The sequence below is a fragment of the Chitinimonas sp. genome (assembly GCF_036568685.1).
Lineage (GTDB): Bacteria > Pseudomonadota > Gammaproteobacteria > Burkholderiales > Chitinimonadaceae > Chitinimonas.
Genome location: NZ_DATCSC010000028.1, coordinates 1 through 17318 on the forward strand (window position 1 = coordinate 1; position 17318 = coordinate 17318).

The following is a 17318-nucleotide window of genomic DNA, read 5'->3' on the forward strand; positions in this document are numbered from 1 at the left end:
AAATGTTATAACGTAACGTTTTGGCCGGCAAGCCGACATGACGATCGGCAGGGTTCAGGCTTGCTCGGTAGGTGGCGTGACTTCGGCCTCTGCCTGCTGCGCCGCCAGGTACTTGGCGCGGATGGCGCGGCGCTTCATCAACTGGATGCGAATCACGATAAAGCCGGGCAAGACCCCGGCAAACAGAAAAGTGAAGATGCCCGAGGCGATATGGCCGTCGGCAATGCTGACTACGGCGACGATGCCGATGACGTAGAGATAGGCGAGCGAGACGATAAGCATGCGCAAGGGGGGGGGCTGGTGCGATCAGGCGCGTATTTTAGTCGGTATCGCCAGAGGGCAGCGTGTTTGATCGTAAATCAAGCAAGCGCTCGATTAATGCCTGGTGCGGCGCTAGAATAGCAATATCAAGCCCTTACCCAACGGAAGCCCGCCATGCGTACCCGCATCACCGAACTGTTCGGCATCGACAAACCGTTGATCTGCCCCGGCATGAGCTATATCGCCGTACCGGAGCTGGTGGCCGCGGTGGGTAACGCAGGCGGCCTGGGCATCCTTGCCAGCGGCCCCTGGACGGCCGAGCAGACCCGCGCTGCTATCCGCCGTGTGCGTGAGCTCAGCGACAAGCCCTTTGGCGTGGGCGTGACCCTCCTGATGCCGGGCGCCGCAGAGAACGCCAAGTTGGCGCTGGAAGAGAAGGTGCCGGTGATCAATTTCTCGCTCGGCAAGGGTGACTGGATCGTGGAGGGGGCCCACCGTTACGGCGGCAAGGTGATCGCCACCGTCACCACCGAGAAGCACGCCCGCGCCGCCGAGAAGATCGGTGCCGATGCGCTGCTGGTCACCGGCCATGAAGCCGCCGCCCACGGCGGTGCCGTGACCTCGCTGACCCTGATCCCGGCAGTGCGCGATGCGGTGAGTCTGCCCATCATTGCCGCTGGCGGCTTTGCCGATGGTCGCGGCCTACTGGCGGCGTTGGCGCTGGGGGCCGATGCGGTGGCCATGGGCACCCGCCTTGCCAGTACCCGCGAGAGCCCGGTGCATGCCGCCACCAAGGGCATGATTGTCAGCAAGAGCGTCAACGATACGATCTACAACGCCAATTTCGACGGCATCCCCTGCCGCATCATGGATACCCCGACTGCCCAGCGTAAATCGCGCCGCGCACTGACGCTGGTCGAGGCAGTACCGCGCGCCATGCTGGCCGCCCGCCGTATTGGCATGCCGTTCTACAAAGTCCTGGCCGGCGCCCTGGCCCAGCCGGCCGCCATCAAGCAACTGGCTCAATTTGGCGCGGCCACCGAATCGATCCGGCTGGCCATCGAAGAGGGCGACCACAAGCATGGCGTGCAATTGATCGGTCAGGCGCAAGGTTTGATCAAGGATATCCCCAGCGTGGGCGACCTGTTTGAGCGGGTGCTGCAGGAGGCCGAGCAGGTGCGCGGCCGGCTGCCCGCCTGATACACGCGGCGCCTTCGGCCCGCCTGAGCCATGGGCGGGCCACGACATAATGTGTAAGTCGCTACCTTCCCCTGTTTGGTGGATGTTCCGAGCCTGCGCTTTTGCTAAGCTCGCCCCGCGCGCAATCTCTGTAGTCGTTCTGCATGCGGGCGTAGTGGCTAGCAGCCGCCTATGAACATAAACAAACAAGGGGGAAAGGCCAAAGCGTTTGGCTAGGGGACATTTGCGCTTGCAAGGGGCGGGCCTACTGCTGGCTTTGTCGTTGGCATGCTGTGGTGGCGGTGGCTGCTGCGAAGGCATTACCACGACTCCGGTCAACCTGCAACTGAGCAGCAGTGGCACTGAAGCGTTCAGCGGCGGCGGGTCGATCATTACCCATCACTGCGAGCGGTCAGGCTAGTAGCGATACGGTCAGTTGGGAGCTGGAGGGCGTCGGCGGCCTGAGTGCTACCACCGGTGCCAGTGCGCAGCACACACTGCCACCGACGATCGCCTCCGCCGGAGTGTCCACGGTGACTGCCACGGTGCGTGGTGTGAGCCAGAAAGTAAATATCGAGCTGCACCCCTATGGACAGATCACCCTGATCGCGGGGCGGATGGATGCGGAGAGTAATCTGGATAGCCCAGACCCGTTGGCAGCCAGATTTTTTGCCCCGGCCAACTTGACGCGAGACGCAAACGGTGGCCTTTACCTGTGCGACGCGCAAGGCCCCCCCTCTGGCGGCGTACTGCGCAAGATGGTACCTGATGGCACGGTCAGCACCCTGAGCACGTTTGACGTGCAGGGGAATCCAGTCACTTCCTTCAACTGTGGCGACAGAATTGGTTGCGGACGGCCGTGGGGGACTGTACTTGGCTACCGGGGATCGTATCGCCTTTCGCGCTGCCGACGGGAGGTTTCGCAATCTGATGGCCACGTCCGCACCGGCCGCCCAACGCGACGGTCCGATTGCTTCTTCACTGATGGGTGCGCCTCGCGATATCGCCGCGGACGGCCAGGGAGGCATCAACTTCCTGGATCAGCAGGGCGGGTCACATTTGCTAGACGAACTTGACGATCCGGTCATCTGCATCCGTCATCTCTCGGCACAGGTTGGGGTCAGCACGCTGATGGAGTGGTGGACATTCAGCAAGGCCCCGGGCTGGCCAACGAGATTGGCGATGGGCAGCGATGGCAATCTCCGCGTGCTTTATACAGACCGTGCATGGCCTTGCTAGTTTTGTATCCAACGTACAACTCAGACGCCTGCGATCTTATGTTCTAACGGCACGCAAATTGGACCTGTTTATACGATCAATCCCCAAAAACCTTTTGATCAATATAATGCCAACACCCACCGCGGCTATATGGTGGTAGATGGGAGCGGAAATACCTATTTCCTCATTGGCAAGAGCGACGTGCTGGGAAATATACCCAAATGATCCCAGAGGTGGGGTGGTCGGCGAGCAAGGCAATCTTCTGGTGGCCGATGCAGGTAATCGGACTATCCGCCGCATTACTAAGGGCCGGAAGATTACGATCTTGCCTGCGCCACGTCTACCCGCCGGATGGTAGATGGTCCCGCAGCCGAGCTAGCTTCAACTATATCGCTGCAATCACTCAAGACGTTGACGGTAGGCTGCGCGTGCTGGAGTAGTGAGAGCGTGGGCTGAGCTGGGTGGTCCCCTAGCCTGGGGCACTAGAGTGCTACGTGACGTCTCGCTGGATTGCACGGTGTCGGATTCGCGAATTCTTCCCGATTCCAACGGCCTAGTGGGGGAAGCACTGCCTGGGGGGCTGTCCCAGGACAAGCAGGGTAATGCCTACGCAGTCATTTGTTCGTCTGATCTTTCCGCATACAAGCGGCTTCTCAAGTTGGATGCAACTGGGGCGACGAGCATGTTATTTGAAGATTCGACGAAGACTGGTTATGAAAACGGTCCGCTGGCGCAGGCTTATTTCAAATCTTCCTACGCTACCGCCATCGATGCGGCCGGCAACCTCTATGTGACAGATACGTTGACACATAGCATTCGCAAAATCACACCATGCGGCATGGTCAGTACCTTCGCCGGCAATATGGGGCTGGCGGGGGAGAGATGGCCTCGGCGATATGGCACTCTTCTATTCGCCCGGACCGGTCACGATTGATGTTGCGGGTAATCTCCACGTATTTGACATGGGGGTGTGGGCAGGATACAGCCCGGTGACAGCTGCATTGCGCCAGACTAACCCCGCCGGTGAAGTCGGCACGCTCTACACGGTTCCGTCGAGGAATTCGAACGGGGCGTCGCTATTATTGGCGTGTGTGACTGGTATGGCCGCTGGCGAGCAGGGAATGTTCATATCACTGGCGGCCAAGACCCCGAATATGCTCTTCCAAAGATTTGCTCGGGTTGGGGCTATGTTCCGAAGGGTGTGGTGCACAAGGTAATGCCAAACGGCAGGCCCCAAGTGGTGGCCTGAGACGCTAGCAATCGGCTTGTCGATACTCGCTTGGGGCTTTGCCAGGTAGCCTCGACTATCCGACCCGCATCAGCTATCTAGGCAAGCGCCGTTTTGAGGTGGCGGTGAGCGACAGTGTGCTGATGCTGACCCTGCCCTAAAGAAGGACTCAAACAAAAAGCCCCCGGTGTTTGCGGGGGCTTTTCTTGCCGGCAGACAGATGGCCTGCGCTGGGTGGATCAGCCCAGACGCTTGGCAACCACGTCCCAGTCGACCAGCTTCCAGAAGGCTTCCAGGTAGTTGGGGCGGCTGTTGCGGTAGTCGATGTAGTAGGCGTGTTCCCACACATCGGCGGTCAAGAGGGCGGTGTCCGCGGTGGTCAGCGGGGTAGCGGCGGCGCTGGTGTTGACGATGTCGAGGCTGCCGTCAGCCTTCTTTACCAACCAGGTCCAGCCCGAACCGAAGTTGCCGGCGGCGGCGGTATTGAAGGCCTTCTTGAATTCATCCACCGAGCCCCACTTGGCGTTGATGGCGTCCAGCAGCTTGCCGGCCGGGCCGCGGGCTTCGCCGCTGGCGTTGGGCTTGAAGCCCAGCCAGAAGAAGGTGTGGTTCCAGACTTGGGCGGCGTTGTTGAACAGACCGCCGGCCGGGGCCTTCTTGACGATCTCTTCGAGCGAGGCGTTCTCGTGCTCGGTGCCCTTGATCAGATTGTTCAGGTTGGTGATATAGGTCTGGTGGTGCTTGCCGTAGTGGTACTCGAGCGTTTCCTTGGACATGTGCGGGGCCAGGGCGTCGATTGCATAGGGCAGTTCGGGAAGCTTGTGTTCCATGACTTATTCTCCAGGACGGTTAAGAGCCGGGCCCGGGTAGGGGCCGGCCTGGGATCGGGGTGGGCCATCATAGCGCGCACGCGTGGCTGCGCCAATGGTTGACTAAAACACTACGCTATTGCTGCGGGCTATATAGATGGCCCTTGCGGGGCGGGCCGGCGGGCTTTGCGCTATCATGCCGCGATCCCTACGCAGATACACGATCATGATCTGGCTTGCCCTCGTCTTTGCGCTGCTGCTCGAACAATTCCGCCCTATCAACCGCGGCAACCTTTTCTATGGGGCCTACCGGGGCTTCGTCGACGCGGTCGAACGTAACTTCAACGCTGGTGAATACCAGAATGGCGTCGTTGCCTGGGTGATCGCCGTGCTCACGCCCACCGCCATCGTCTCTATCGTCTGGGGGGCGCTCTTTATGGTGCACTGGAGCGCGCCCTGGCTGTTCGGCCTGGCGGTGCTCTACGTCACAATGGGCTTTCGCCAGTTCAGCTCCGCCTTTACCGGTGTGGCCGACGCCTTGAAGGAAGAAGACCTCGCCAGCGCCCGCAGCCTGCTGGGAAGTTGGACCCGCGAGCCGGCCAGCGAGTTGCATGAGACCGAGGTGGCCCGGGTTGCCATTGAGCAAGGCCTGATCGACGTCTACCGCCACGTGTTCGGCCCCATGTTCTGGTTCATCCTGCTGGGCCCGGCTGGCGCCGTGGCCTACCGTGCCGCCACCATCCTGCAACTGAAGTGGGGCGTGCGTGATCGCCGTCGTGGCGAGCTGTTCGGCAGCTTTGCTGCCAAGGCGGCCGACATCATCGATTGGCTGCCCATCCGCGCTACCGCAGCGAGCTTCGCCATCGTTGGCGATTTTGAAGATGCCGTGTTGTGCTGGCGCCAGCAGGCCGAGCGCTGGAGCAGCGAAGCCTACGGCATCCTCCTGGCTGCCGGAGCCGGTGCCATCGGTGTGCGCCTGGGCATGCCGCTGCACCAGGAGCATACCGTCCGCTTCCGCCCCGAGCTGGGCCTGGGTGAGGAGGCCGACGCCAATATGTTGGCCAGCGCCGTGGGCCTGGTCTGGCGTACCTTGCTGTTCTGGCTGCTGCTGATCTTGCTGATCACCGTGGCCGGCCATTTTGGCCGTTTTGCAGGGTGATGATGAGGGTGTTTCGGCTTTAAGGTTGGCTTAATCTGGGCTGCCTAATGTGTGAACCGTTGCCGGTGCTGGCCTAAGGCCAAACACCTAGGACCAACGACCTCACACCTGAATGGAGTTCACCATGAACAAGCTGCTCGCCGCCCTGATCGCTTCCGCCTTCGCCTTCGTTTCCTTCGGCGCAGTTGCTGCCGACGCTCCTGCCGACAAGCCGGCTGCTCAGAAGACCGAAAAGAAGGCCAAGAAGCACCACAAGGCTGCCAAGCCGGCCGCCAAGACCGAAGAAAAGAAGTCCTAAGCGGACCTCTGCTTCGCCTAGAAAAGGACGACTTCAGGTCGTCCTTTTTCTTTTGCTCTGGTCGACGGGCACTTTAGTCTGCGCGCAGGGTCGGTGAGGACGTTAAGATGACAGTCTCACAGGAGTCACCATGCCCAGCATCCATTTCCAGGACGGTAGCGCCCGTGCTGTCGCCAATATCTTTTGTATAGGCCGCAACTACGCCGCCCACGCCGCCGAACTCGGCAACCAGGTCGAGCCTGAGCCGGTGGTTTTTCTCAAGCCTACCTCGGCCCTGCTGGAAGAAGGCCAGCCGCTGCGGCTGCCTGCCTTCTCGCAGGATGTGCACCACGAGGCCGAGCTGGTCGTGCTGATCGGCCAGGGGGGCAAGCACATTGCGCCCGAAGCCGCCCTGCAGCACGTGGCCGGCTATGCCCTGGGCCTGGACCTGACCGCGCGTGATCTGCAGACTGTCGCCAAGCAAAAGGGTCTGCCCTGGACCTTGGCCAAGGGCTTTGACGGATCGGCCTGTGTGTCGCGCTTCGTGCCGGCTGCCGCTCTGCCGGCGCCGGGCGAGGCCACCTTCAGCCTGGACGTGAACGGCCAGCGCCGCCAGAGCGGCGACTGCCGCATGATGATCTACGATCTGCCCTTCCTGATCGCCTATTTGTCCGACCGCTTTACCCTGCAGGCGGGTGATCTGATCTATACCGGCACTCCGGCCGGCGTGGCGGCCCTGCAAGCGGGCGATCAACTGGCGCTGAGCTTGCCCGGCCTGATCGACGCCCGCTTCGAGGTAGCCTGAGCCATGGCCAGGCCGCGCCGGCTGCGTGCGCGTGGGCCCTGGCAGGACGAGCTGCCGGATCACCGGCTGCTGCCGGCCGAGCCGGTGCCGCGCTGGTGCAAGCACCTGGCGCTGCTGGGCTTTGGCTTGTTTTGGTTGCACTACCTGGGGTGGCTGGGGGACGGGGGCGAGCGCGGTCTGGAGACCGGCTTCACGCTATTCCTGATCGCCCAGCTACCGCTGTTGTGGCGCTGGTTGCGCGGTCAGATCGGCCGCTGGCGCGGCCGTTGAGCGGCCGCTGGCGCGTGTTCAGTCTGCCTTGGGCAGGCTGGCCAGGTCCCAGCGCGGCTTGACGGCGAAGGGACCGGCAACGCGGCCATGGCGCAGCCGCTGGGCGCCAGCGTAGGCGATCATGGCGCCGTTGTCGGTGCACAGGTCCAGCGGTGGGTAGTAGACCTTGAGCTTGCGCTTGGCCGCCATGGCGTCGAGCCCGGCGCGCAGCTGCCGGTTGGCACCCACGCCGCCGGCCACCACCAACTGCTTGAGCCCGGTCTGCTTGAGCGCCTGCCAGCACTTGGCCACCATCAGTTCTACAAAGGCAGCCTGAAAGGCGGCACAGATATCGGCGCGGGTGGTCTCGTCGATCTCGCCCTGCTTCTTCACCAGCGTCAGTACGGCGGTCTTGAGCCCGGCAAAGCTGAAGTCCAGATCGCCGGAGTGCAGCATGGGGCGCGGCAGGGTAAAGCGTAGCGGATCGCCGCTATCGGCCAGCTTGGAGAGCGCCGGCCCGCCGGGGTAGCCCAGGCCCAGGAGCTTGGCAGTCTTGTCGAAGGCCTCGCCGGCCGCATCGTCCAGGGTCTCGCCGAGCAGTTGGTAGTCGCCCACGCCGTGTACCGCCATCAGCTGGGTATGACCACCCGATACCAGCAGCGCAACAAAGGGGAAGGCCGGTGCCGGCTCGGCCAAGAGTGGCGAGAGCAGATGGCCCTCCAGGTGGTGCACGCCGATCACCGGCTTGCCCAGTGCCACGCCCAGGCCATTGGCCACGGCGGCGGCGGTCAGCAGCGCACCAGCCAGGCCCGGTCCTTCGGTGTAGGCAATGGCGTCGAGGTCGGCCAGAACCTTGCCGGCGTCCTGCAGGCAGGCCTCGGTCAAGGGCAGTACGCGGCGGATATGGTCTCGCGAGGCCAGCTCAGGCACCACGCCGCCATACTCGGCGTGCATGGCCATCTGCGTATGGATATGGTGGGCCAACAGGCCACGCTCGGTGTCGTAGAGCGCGACACCGGTTTCATCGCACGAGGATTCGAGACCAAGTACCAGCATGGGTGTTTCCGTTCAGTCCAGCGTGACCGTCAGGTCACTGCGCTCGGTCGAGACGATGTTGAGCACATCCATGATGCGCAGGAACCAGTCGCCCAGGGCAACGCGGGAGAAGCCGGCGTCGTGCCAGACGATCTCCACCTGGCCTTCCACGTCGTTGGACAGCACGTCGTAGACGGCATCCAGCGTGTGGCCCAGTTCGTGATCCAGCTCCAGCTGGCCTTCCAGCTGCTCGTAGAAGTCTTCGACCTGGGAAATGTTGACGAATTCGATGCGGGTCAGCGGCATGCGGGTATCTCGGTAAATTGCTGGTAGTGGTCGACCGTCACGTAGCGACGGCCGGTCTGCCGGGGTTCATAGATCAATCGCTTGGCGTTGCGCTTGCCGCCACGGTAGTCCAGATCGGCCTCACGCCAGTCGCCGCGGGGCAGGCGGCCTTCAAAGTTGCCAAAGCGATCGCCACCTATGCTCTTGCCTGCCGGTAAGGGCTGGCCCGGGCGCCAGCCTTGGTCCTTGGCGGCACGCTTGTCGAGGTAGTCCTCGGGCAGGCGGCCATGCTGGTTGAGCTCGCTCAGGGTGGCAGCCAGCCTTGGCGCATCCAGCTTGGCGGGCAGTTCGCGGTTCAGTTGCTCGGCGACCTGGCGGCAATCGGCCAGGGGGGCGGCAAAGGCAGGCAGGGCAAGCAGCAGGAGCAGAAGGATGCGCATTGTAGGGCCGGCTTGGACAAAGAGGCGAATTATCGACCGCGGCGGCGGCCAGGTCAAAACCTGATCGGTATGGCAAGTCCATGATCAGTAAGGGGTTTGCTGTAAGTCAGCGAGCCGGGCATGGAACCGAGGGCCGAGCCTGCTTATCATAGCCAGCATGAACAGACGCACTATCCACCTGGCCAGCCTGCTGGCGCTGGCATGTTGCGGGGTTCCGGCCAATGAGCTGCCGGACCTTGGCGATTCGGCATTGGCCAACCTGCCACCGCATGAGGAACGCCGCATCGCGGACCTGACCACCCGCGAACTGCGCCGCTCCGGTGCAGTGCTGTCGGACGTGGAGATCGCCGACTACCTGCAACGCCTGGGCTATAAGCTGGTGGCCGCCAGCAACGACAACCGGGTGAACTTCCGCTTCTTCCCCATCGACGACGGCGCCATCAATGCCTGGGCCGTGCCGGGCGGCGTGATCGGCGTGAACGGCGGCCTGATCGTGCTCACCCAGCACGAATCGGAGCTGGCAGCGGTGATGGCGCATGAAATCGCCCACGTCACCCAGCATCACTATGCCCGCATGCTGGAATCGCAGAAGGGCTCGGGCCTGATGTCGCTGGGGGCCTTGGCGCTGGCCATCCTGGCGGCTTCGCGCAGCTCCACCGGTGACGCGCCCATGGCCGCAATCGCCGCTACCGAAGGCTACCAGGCCCAGCGCTATCTCGATTTCTCGCGTGACTTTGAACGTGAAGCGGACCGGGTGGGCATGCAGACGCTGTCGAGTGCCGGCTTTGACGTGCGGGCCATGCCGACATTCTTCGACCGCATGCAGAAGTACTACCGCAATGTGGACAACGGCGCTTTCGCCTTCCTCCGCACCCACCCTGTGACCGGTGAGCGGATAAGCGACAGCGAGGCGCGCGCTGCCCAGCAGCCCTACAAACAGTGGACCGACAGCATGGACTACCTGCTGGTGCGCGAGAAGGCACGGACCCTGCAGCTGGGTAACCGCGGGGCGATCGATTACTACCGCGGCACCACCGAGCAAAAGAAATACGCCAGCGAGGCGGCGCAGCAATACGGCTACGCCTATGCCTGTCTGTTGGCCAGCCAGTACGAGGAAGCCTGGAAGCACCTGGAGCTGGCGCGCAAGGCGCTGCCTGCCGGCCATCCCATGCTGGAATCGCTGGCCGGCAACATTCGCAACCAGCAAGGCAAGTACGAAGAAGCAACGCAGATCTACCAAGCAGCGCTGCAACGCTACCCCAGCGCGCCGGCGCTGGGCTACGGGCCCATCGACGTGCTGCTCAGGCAGGGGAGCGCCAAGGAGGCGGTAGCGCAGATTGAGAAGGCGCTGGGCGAGCGGCCCAGTGACCCCGAGCTGCACAAGCGGCTGGCGGAAGGCTACGAGAAGCTCAACCAGGCCGGCCCGGCCCATAGGGCCATGGCCGAATACTACGCCTTGATCGACGAGCCCACGGCGGCCATTGAACAGCTCAACGTTGCTCGCCGCAGCGGCGGGGACTTCTATCAGTTGTCGGCCATCGAGGCCCGTATCCGCGAGCTGCGCGACCGGATTCCGCTCGACAAGAACGGCAAGCCGATCAAGGATCGCGACGACGGCCGTTAGTGCCACTCAGCGAGGCTTGGTGCCTCGCTGGCGTTCAATCGTCGTGGTTTAGCCGCCGGCCTGCTCCATGCCCGCCTTGCGGCGCATGCAGGCAAGATAGAGATTGCCGTCCGGGCCGGTACCACTGCGCTGGGCGTGCCAGATCATTTCCCCCAGGCAATCCATCATCTCGTGCTGGGCGCGATGTTCGTCGCCCGTGTGCTCGCACAACGCCTGGTAGAGCTCGCGTACGCCATGCGGCTGGTTGATGGACAGCTGCTCCTCGATGGCGAGGTGCATATTCATATGTAGGAAAGGGTTGGTCTCGCCGAACTCGGGCAGATAGTTCTGCTCCAGATAGCGCTCCGGTGCGTCCACGATCTTGTGGTACTCGGGGTGGCGCACCAACACGGCGAATGCGATCTTCTCCAGGTCGGTCAGCGGCGCGGACTGCTTTTGCTTGGCCCAGGTGTCGAACAGAAAACGCCGGGCCTGGTCGCGGGTGGGATTGAACATGGGAAGCGCGATCGGGTAGGGGTAAGAAACCCGCTATTGTCCTCTCTTATGCCGAACTCTGCATAGCGAGACTATCCCGCATTAGCCAGGTAGACCGGCCAAAATGACGCTCTGGTGCAATAGCCGGTTGGCGCCGCCCTGGTGGCTGATCTGGCCGTTTCCGTAGAAGCCGGCCAAGGGCGTGCCCGGCCAGCGTTCGACCACGGTCTGCCATTCCCGATCCAGGCCACCGTGCAGCGCTGCCCCGCGCGAGGCGCAGGAGAACATCAGCGCGGCAGCCGGCGACGGCGCTTCGGTCAGTGCCCGCATCTCGGCCAGGGCGGTATCGGCCGAGCGTTGCACCCAGGCCACCCGTTGGCCGGGAAAGAGTTGCGCCGCCACGGTGACGCCACAGTCCGGGTTCAGCGACACGATGGGCCAGCAACCCAAGGGCTGGTCGCGGTCGTCCAGGGTGGCGAGGCCCAGTTCATGCAGTGGCGGCAGGTGGTTCTGGGTGCGTCGCAAGGTGGCGCTGGCAAGGCGTCCGTCCAGGGTCTTGAGGTCAAAGCCGGCGCTATCGGTGACTCGGTAGGGTGGGCTGATCAGCGCCATGCCACGTGAAAGGCCCAGCTGCGCAGGGGGGAGCGCAAGATCACAGCAGCCATCCGGCACAAGCTGCCCCTGCCGCCATACCTTGTAGGGCCCGAGGCCGGTCGCGTCGCCGGCTATGCCGCCATAGCGTGGGGTGGCGGTCTCCAGCCAGGCAATATCGATGGCATTGGGGGCAGCCAGGCTCAGGCGCGGGCCTGCCACGGCAGGCTGGGGCTCGTCCCAGGCCAGTACGCAGGCGGCGGGTGCGTCTACCACCCAGTCGTCCTCGTTGAATACCCCCAAGGCGGTGCAGCCGGTTACCGCCAGGGTCTGGGCGGCCCGTGCCGCCGCCACCAGGGCGGGGCGCGGGTCTTGGGCAAAGTCGGCGGTCAGGAACAGCAGCAGTGAAGCCGCGCGCGGCTGCCCAAGCCGGGATAGCGCCCGCTCGACCGCTTCGGCCGCCAGTTGCGGGTGGGCGCGCGCAGCGCGTGCAAGCCCGGAGGCATAGTGGATCGACATGTTTACATTATCCTTCATGCCGCCCGGCTTCGCGCAGCGCTATCATGTTGTGATTGCAACCGCGAACGGAGATGTGCCCATGGCTGACACCGTCTATGACTTCACCGCCAACCGTCTGGATGGCAAGGCCGAAAGCCTGGCCGACTACCGCGGCAAGGTACTGCTGATCGTCAATACCGCCAGCGAGTGCGGTTTTACCCCGCAATACGCCGGGCTGGAAAAGCTGCAGCAGCAGTATGCCGACCGGGGGTTGGTGGTGCTGGGCTTCCCCTGCAACCAGTTCGGCAGCCAGGAGCCGGGGGATGCCGCGCAGATTGGCGCCTTCTGTGAAAAGAACTTCGGCGTCAGCTTTCCCATGTTCGAAAAGATCGACGTCAATGGCGACGGGGCCCACCCGCTCTATCGCCACCTGAAATCGTCGGCCAAGGGGTTGCTGGGTACCGAGGCGATCAAGTGGAACTTCACCAAGTTCCTGGTCGACAAGCGCGGCCACGTGGTGGATCGTTTTGCACCGACCACCAAACCCGAGGAATTGACCGGCCAGATCGAAGCGCTGCTGTAGGCGAGCGACAGGGTGTAGGGGATACCGGCAGGGCGATAAAGGCCTGCCGTCATTGCCCGGCGAGGTGATTTCGGCTAGAATTCATGGTGAAAATCACTGAATTATCAGAGGGAACGGGATAGGCGCGCCTATCCCGTTTTCTTACGTCTAGGGTAGGGTGCGCCTGCCCGGGCCGATATACGCAATCTAGGAGTCGCTGGTGTCCCAACAACGTCCCCAAGCCCTGCTCGCCCTTGCCGATGGCACGCTGTTCCATGGCATCAGCATCGGTGCCAATGGCCACACGGTCGGTGAAGTCGTTTTCAACACCGCCCTGACCGGTTACCAGGAAATCCTGACTGATCCGTCGTACTGCCGTCAGCTGGTCACGCTGACCTATCCCCATATCGGCAACGTCGGTGTGAACAAGGAAGACTGCGAGTCGAACGGCGTGTTCGCCGCCGGCCTCATCATCCGCGATCTGCCGCTGCGTTCCTCCAACTTCCGTCAGGAAGAAACGCTGGACGCCTACCTTGCGCGTAACAACACCGTCGCCATTGCCGATATCGACACCCGCAAGCTGACCCGCATCCTGCGTGAAAAGGGTGCTCAGCCCGGCTGCATCATGGCCGGCGAGATCGATGTGGACAAGGCTATCGCCCTGGCGCGCGGCTTTGGCAGCATGGCGGGCCAGGATCTGGCCAAGGTTGTCAGCTGCAAGCAGCCCTACGCCTGGTCCACCCGCGAGTGGCAGCTGGGCATGGGCTATGCCACCCAGACCGATAGCCGCTTCCATGTGGTCGCCTACGACTTCGGCGTCAAGCACAACATCCTGCGCATGCTGGCCGAGCGCGGCTGCAAGCTGACCGTGGTACCGGCCCAGACCTCGGCCGAGGACGTGCTCAAGCTCAATCCGGACGGTGTCTTCCTCAGCAACGGCCCAGGCGATCCTGAGCCTTGCGACTATGCCATCGCCGCGATCAAGACCTTCCTGGACAAGAAGCTGCCGGTATTTGGCATCTGCCTGGGTCACCAACTGCTGGCGCTGGCCGCCGGTGGCAAGACCAGCAAGATGAAGTTCGGCCACCACGGCGCCAACCACCCGGTCCAGGATCTGGACGATCGCCGCGTGCTGATCACCAGCCAGAACCATGGCTTCCAGGCGGATGAAACCAGTCTGCCGGCCAATGTGCGGATCACCCACCGCTCGCTGTTCGACGGTACCGTGCAGGGTATCGCCCTGACCGACCGTCCTGCCTTCAGCTTCCAGGGCCACCCGGAAGCCAGCCCGGGCCCGCATGACGTGGCCTATCTGTTCGATCGCTTCACCGCCGCCATGGCGCAACACAAGCAATAAGGACACGCCATGCCCAAGCGCACAGACATCCAATCCATCCTCATCATCGGCGCCGGCCCCATCATCATCGGCCAGGCCTGTGAATTCGACTACTCCGGCGCCCAGGCCTGCAAAGCCCTGCGCGAAGAAGGCTACAAGGTCATCCTGGTCAACTCCAACCCGGCCACTATCATGACCGACCCGGAGATGGCCGATGTAACCTATATCGAGCCCATCACCTGGGAAGTGGTCGCCAAGATCATCGAGAAGGAGCGCCCGGACGTGGTGCTGCCCACCATGGGTGGCCAGACTGCACTGAACTGCGCGCTCGACCTTTGGCGCCACGGCGTGCTGGAGAAGTTCGACGTCGAACTGATCGGCGCCACCCCTGAGGCCATCGACAAGGCCGAGGACCGGCAGAAGTTCAAGCTGGCCATGGACAAGATCGGCCTGGGCTCGGCCCGCTCCGGTATTGCCCACACGCTGGAAGAGGCACTGGCCGTGCAGGCCCGCGTCGGCTTCCCGGCCATCATCCGTCCCAGCTTCACCATGGGTGGTACCGGTGGCGGCATCGCCTACAACATCGAAGAATTCGTCGAGATCTGTACCCGCGGCCTCGACCTCTCGCCCACCCACGAGCTGCTGATCGAAGAATCGCTGCTGGGTTGGAAAGAGTATGAGATGGAAGTCGTGCGCGATCGCAACGACAACTGCATCATCGTCTGCTCGATCGAGAACTTCGACCCCATGGGCGTGCACACCGGCGACTCCATCACCGTTGCTCCGGCCCAGACGCTGACTGACAAGGAATACCAGATCATGCGCAACGCCTCGCTGGCGGTGCTGCGTGAGATCGGCGTCGATACCGGCGGTTCGAACGTGCAGTTCTCGGTCAACCCCAAGGATGGCCGTCTGATCGTCATCGAGATGAACCCGCGCGTGTCGCGTTCCTCGGCCCTGGCCTCCAAGGCTACCGGCTTCCCGATCGCCAAGGTCGCCGCCAAGCTGGCGGTGGGTTATACCCTGGATGAGCTGAAGAACGACATCACCGGTGGCCTGACCCCGGCTTCGTTCGAGCCCTCCATCGACTACGTGGTCACCAAGATCCCGCGTTTCGCCTTCGAGAAGTTCCCGCAGGCCAACAGCCGCCTGACCACCCAGATGAAGTCGGTGGGCGAGGTGATGGCCATCGGCCGCACCCTGCAGGAATCCATGCAGAAGGCCCTGCGCGGCCTTGAGACCGGCCTGGCCGGTTTTGACGAGCGCACCACCGATATGGACGTGCTGGCCGCTGAGCTTGGCGCGCCTGGTCCTGAGCGCATCCTCTATGTGGCCGATGCCTTCCGCGTTGGCATGTCGCTGGACGAGGTGTTCAGCCACACCAAGATCGACCCCTGGTTCCTGGCCCAGATCGAAGACATCATCCTCGACGAGAAGGCGCTGCAGAGCGTGACCCTCGACAACCTGGATGCTGCCGAACTGCGCCGCCTCAAGCGCAAGGGCTTCTCCGACCGCCGTATTGGCACCCTGATCGGCGCCGAGGCCGCCGCCGTGCGCGCCCGTCGCCACAGCATGGGCGTGCGCCCGGTTTACAAGCGGGTGGATACCTGTGCGGCCGAGTTCGCCAGCAACACCGCCTATATGTACTCCACCTACGAGGAGGAGTGCGAGGCCGCGCCGACCAACCGCAAGAAGATCATGATCCTCGGCGGCGGTCCCAACCGTATCGGCCAGGGCATCGAGTTCGATTATTGCTGCGTGCACGCCGCACTGGCGCTGCGTGATGATGGTTACGAAACCATCATGGTCAACTGCAACCCCGAGACCGTCTCGACCGATTATGACACCTCCGACCGCCTGTACTTCGAGCCGCTGACGCTGGAAGACGTGCTGGAGATCGTCCATGTCGAGCAGCCGGCCGGCGTGATCGTGCAGTACGGCGGTCAGACCCCGCTCAAGCTGGCCCGCGCGCTGGAAGCCAACGGTGTGCCCATCGTCGGTACCACTCCCGACATGATTGACGCTGCCGAAGACCGTGAGCGCTTCCAGAAGCTGCTGCAGGATCTGGCGCTGCGCCAGCCGCCCAACGCCACCGCCCGCAACGAGAAGGACGCGTTGGTGCTGGCGGCCGAGATCGGCTACCCGCTGGTGGTCCGCCCCTCGTACGTGCTGGGCGGCCGTGCCATGCAGATCGTGCACTCCGAAGACGACCTGAGTCGCTATATGCGCGAGGCCGTCAAGGTGTCCAACGACAGCCCGGTGCTGCTGGATCGCTTCCTCAACGATGCCATCGAGGTGGATGTGGATGCCATCAGCGACGGCGAGAACGTCATCATCGGCGGCATCATGCAGCACATCGAGCAGGCCGGCGTGCACTCGGGCGACTCCGCTTGCTCGCTGCCGCCCTACTCGCTGTCGGACGAACTGCAGGACGAACTGCGCCGCCAGACCATCGCCATGGCCAAGGGCCTGAATGTGGTCGGCCTGATGAACGTGCAGTTCGCCATCCAGGGCGAGACCGTGTTCGTGCTGGAGGTCAACCCGCGCGCCTCGCGTACCGTGCCCTTCGTTTCCAAGGCCACCAGCCGTCCGCTGGCCAAGATCGCGGCCCGCTGCATGGTTGGCCAGAGCCTGCCCGAACAGGGTATGGTCGGCGAAGTTATTCCGCCGTACTATTCGGTCAAGGAAGCGGTCTTCCCCTTCATCAAGTTCCCGGGTGTGGATAGCATCCTTGGACCAGAGATGAAGTCGACTGGCGAAGTCATGGGCGTCGGTGATACCTTCGCCGAGGCTTATGTGAAGTCGCAGCTCGGTGCCGGTGAGCGCCTGCCGACCTCCGGCAAGGTGTTTATCTCGGTCCGTGACGGCGACAAGTCGCAGCTGCCCGAAGTTGGCCGCCTGTTGGTGGATGCCGGCCTGGAACTGGTTGCCACCCGTGGCACCGCCGCCGTGCTGCATGCGGCCGGTATTCCGGTGACCGAGGTCAACAAGGTCAAGGAAGGTCGCCCGCATATTGTCGATATGATCAAGAACGGTGAAATCGCGCTTATCATCAACACCGTTGACGAGCGCCGTGCCTCGATTCAGGATTCCTACTCGATCCGTTTTGAGGCACTCAAAGGTCGCGTTCCGATCTACACCACCGTGGCGGGCGGGCGTGCAGCGGCCTATGGCATCAAGCACATGAAGGAATGGACGGTCTACTCGGTGCAAGGTCTGCACCAGCGTTTGCAGACTGCCTAAGTCCCACTGGTCCCAGCTGGCCGCCGCGCCTTTGCGCGGCGGCCC

At 63.1% G+C, this 17318-nt stretch carries 17 protein-coding genes and 1 pseudogene; 11 read left to right on the plus strand and 7 right to left on the minus strand.

All coding sequences use genetic code 11. The annotated features are described in order from the left end of the window. Positions 1-54 precede the first annotated feature (54 nt). Positions 55-288: a hypothetical protein gene (locus VIM95_RS04215; protein ID WP_331983347.1), complete on the minus strand. Its 234-nt coding sequence runs from the start codon at positions 286-288 to the stop codon at positions 55-57. Positions 289-426: 138 nt separating this feature from the next. On the opposite strand from VIM95_RS04215, the pseudogene VIM95_RS04220 reads away from it, so the two are divergent. From VIM95_RS04220 to VIM95_RS04230, 3 genes and pseudogenes are all read left to right on the plus strand, one after another. Then, positions 427-1461, plus strand: a pseudogene (locus VIM95_RS04220) (NAD(P)H-dependent flavin oxidoreductase); the annotation flags it as partial. 909 nt (positions 1462-2370) lie between these two features. Then, positions 2371-2679: a hypothetical protein gene (locus tag VIM95_RS04225; protein WP_331983349.1), complete on the plus strand. Its 309-nt coding sequence runs from the start codon at positions 2371-2373 to the stop codon at positions 2677-2679. A gap of 466 nt (positions 2680-3145) precedes the next feature. Next, positions 3146-3592 (plus strand): hypothetical protein, encoded by a 447-nt coding sequence (locus VIM95_RS04230; protein WP_331983351.1) that lies wholly within the window; start codon positions 3146-3148, stop codon positions 3590-3592. A gap of 533 nt (positions 3593-4125) precedes the next feature. Here VIM95_RS04230 and VIM95_RS04235 read toward each other — a convergent pair. Beyond that, a complete protein-coding gene (locus VIM95_RS04235; RefSeq protein ID WP_331983353.1) occupies positions 4126-4716 on the minus strand; it encodes a superoxide dismutase in 591 nt (196 codons plus the stop codon). A gap of 205 nt (positions 4717-4921) precedes the next feature. Here VIM95_RS04235 and VIM95_RS04240 point away from each other — a divergent pair, with 205 nt between their 5' ends. The 4 genes from VIM95_RS04240 to VIM95_RS04255 all read left to right on the plus strand — a co-directional run bounded on the left by VIM95_RS04240 (position 4922) and on the right by VIM95_RS04255 (position 7206). Continuing rightward, entirely contained in the window at positions 4922-5854 is a 933-nt protein-coding gene (locus tag VIM95_RS04240; protein ID WP_331983355.1) for a CobD/CbiB family protein, read from the plus strand. A gap of 124 nt (positions 5855-5978) precedes the next feature. Beyond that, positions 5979-6152, plus strand: coding sequence for a hypothetical protein (locus VIM95_RS04245; protein ID WP_331983357.1), 174 nt, complete (start codon positions 5979-5981; stop codon positions 6150-6152). Between the two features lie 130 nt (positions 6153-6282). Then, positions 6283-6936, plus strand: coding sequence for a fumarylacetoacetate hydrolase family protein (locus VIM95_RS04250; RefSeq protein WP_331983359.1), 654 nt, complete (start codon positions 6283-6285; stop codon positions 6934-6936). Between the two features lie 3 nt (positions 6937-6939). Further along, positions 6940-7206, plus strand: coding sequence for a hypothetical protein (locus tag VIM95_RS04255; RefSeq protein WP_331983361.1), 267 nt, complete (start codon positions 6940-6942; stop codon positions 7204-7206). An 18-nt stretch (positions 7207-7224) separates the two neighbouring features. On the opposite strand, the gene tsaD is transcribed toward VIM95_RS04255, so the two are convergent. From tsaD to VIM95_RS04270, 3 genes are read right to left on the minus strand one after another with little or no spacing between them, the layout of a single operon-like run. Continuing rightward, positions 7225-8241 (minus strand): tRNA (adenosine(37)-N6)-threonylcarbamoyltransferase complex transferase subunit TsaD, encoded by a 1017-nt coding sequence (gene tsaD, locus VIM95_RS04260; protein WP_331983363.1) that lies wholly within the window; start codon positions 8239-8241, stop codon positions 7225-7227. Positions 8242-8253: 12 nt separating this feature from the next. Then, positions 8254-8526, minus strand: a complete 273-nt coding sequence (locus tag VIM95_RS04265) for a barstar family protein (RefSeq protein WP_331983365.1) — start codon at positions 8524-8526, stop codon at positions 8254-8256. After that, complete coding sequence (locus VIM95_RS04270; protein ID WP_331983367.1) at positions 8517-8945, minus strand: ribonuclease domain-containing protein; 429 nt, start codon at positions 8943-8945, stop codon at positions 8517-8519. Before VIM95_RS04270 ends, VIM95_RS04265 begins: the two co-directional genes overlap by 10 nt. Positions 8946-9102: 157 nt before the next feature. Between VIM95_RS04270 and VIM95_RS04275 the strand changes: the two genes are divergently transcribed. After that, a complete protein-coding gene (locus VIM95_RS04275; RefSeq protein WP_331983369.1) occupies positions 9103-10569 on the plus strand; it encodes a M48 family metalloprotease in 1467 nt (488 codons plus the stop codon). Between the two features lie 48 nt (positions 10570-10617). On the opposite strand, the gene VIM95_RS04280 is transcribed toward VIM95_RS04275, so the two are convergent. After that, the gene (locus VIM95_RS04280) at positions 10618-11064 is read right to left on the minus strand and encodes a DUF1841 family protein (protein WP_331983371.1); all 447 of its coding nucleotides are present in this window, start codon (positions 11062-11064) and stop codon (positions 10618-10620) included. An 81-nt stretch (positions 11065-11145) separates the two neighbouring features. After that, positions 11146-12153, minus strand: a complete 1008-nt coding sequence (locus tag VIM95_RS04285) for an FIST C-terminal domain-containing protein (RefSeq protein WP_331983373.1) — start codon at positions 12151-12153, stop codon at positions 11146-11148. Positions 12154-12232: 79 nt separating this feature from the next. On the opposite strand from VIM95_RS04285, the gene VIM95_RS04290 reads away from it, so the two are divergent. From VIM95_RS04290 to carB, 3 genes are all read left to right on the plus strand, one after another. Then, complete coding sequence (locus VIM95_RS04290; protein WP_331983375.1) at positions 12233-12715, plus strand: glutathione peroxidase; 483 nt, start codon at positions 12233-12235, stop codon at positions 12713-12715. Between the two features lie 199 nt (positions 12716-12914). Continuing rightward, positions 12915-14051, plus strand: coding sequence for a glutamine-hydrolyzing carbamoyl-phosphate synthase small subunit (gene carA, locus VIM95_RS04295; RefSeq protein WP_331983377.1), 1137 nt, complete (start codon positions 12915-12917; stop codon positions 14049-14051). A 9-nt stretch (positions 14052-14060) separates the two neighbouring features. Beyond that, positions 14061-17273, plus strand: a complete 3213-nt coding sequence (carB, locus tag VIM95_RS04300; RefSeq protein ID WP_331983379.1) for a carbamoyl-phosphate synthase large subunit — start codon at positions 14061-14063, stop codon at positions 17271-17273. Positions 17274-17318 lie beyond the last annotated feature (45 nt).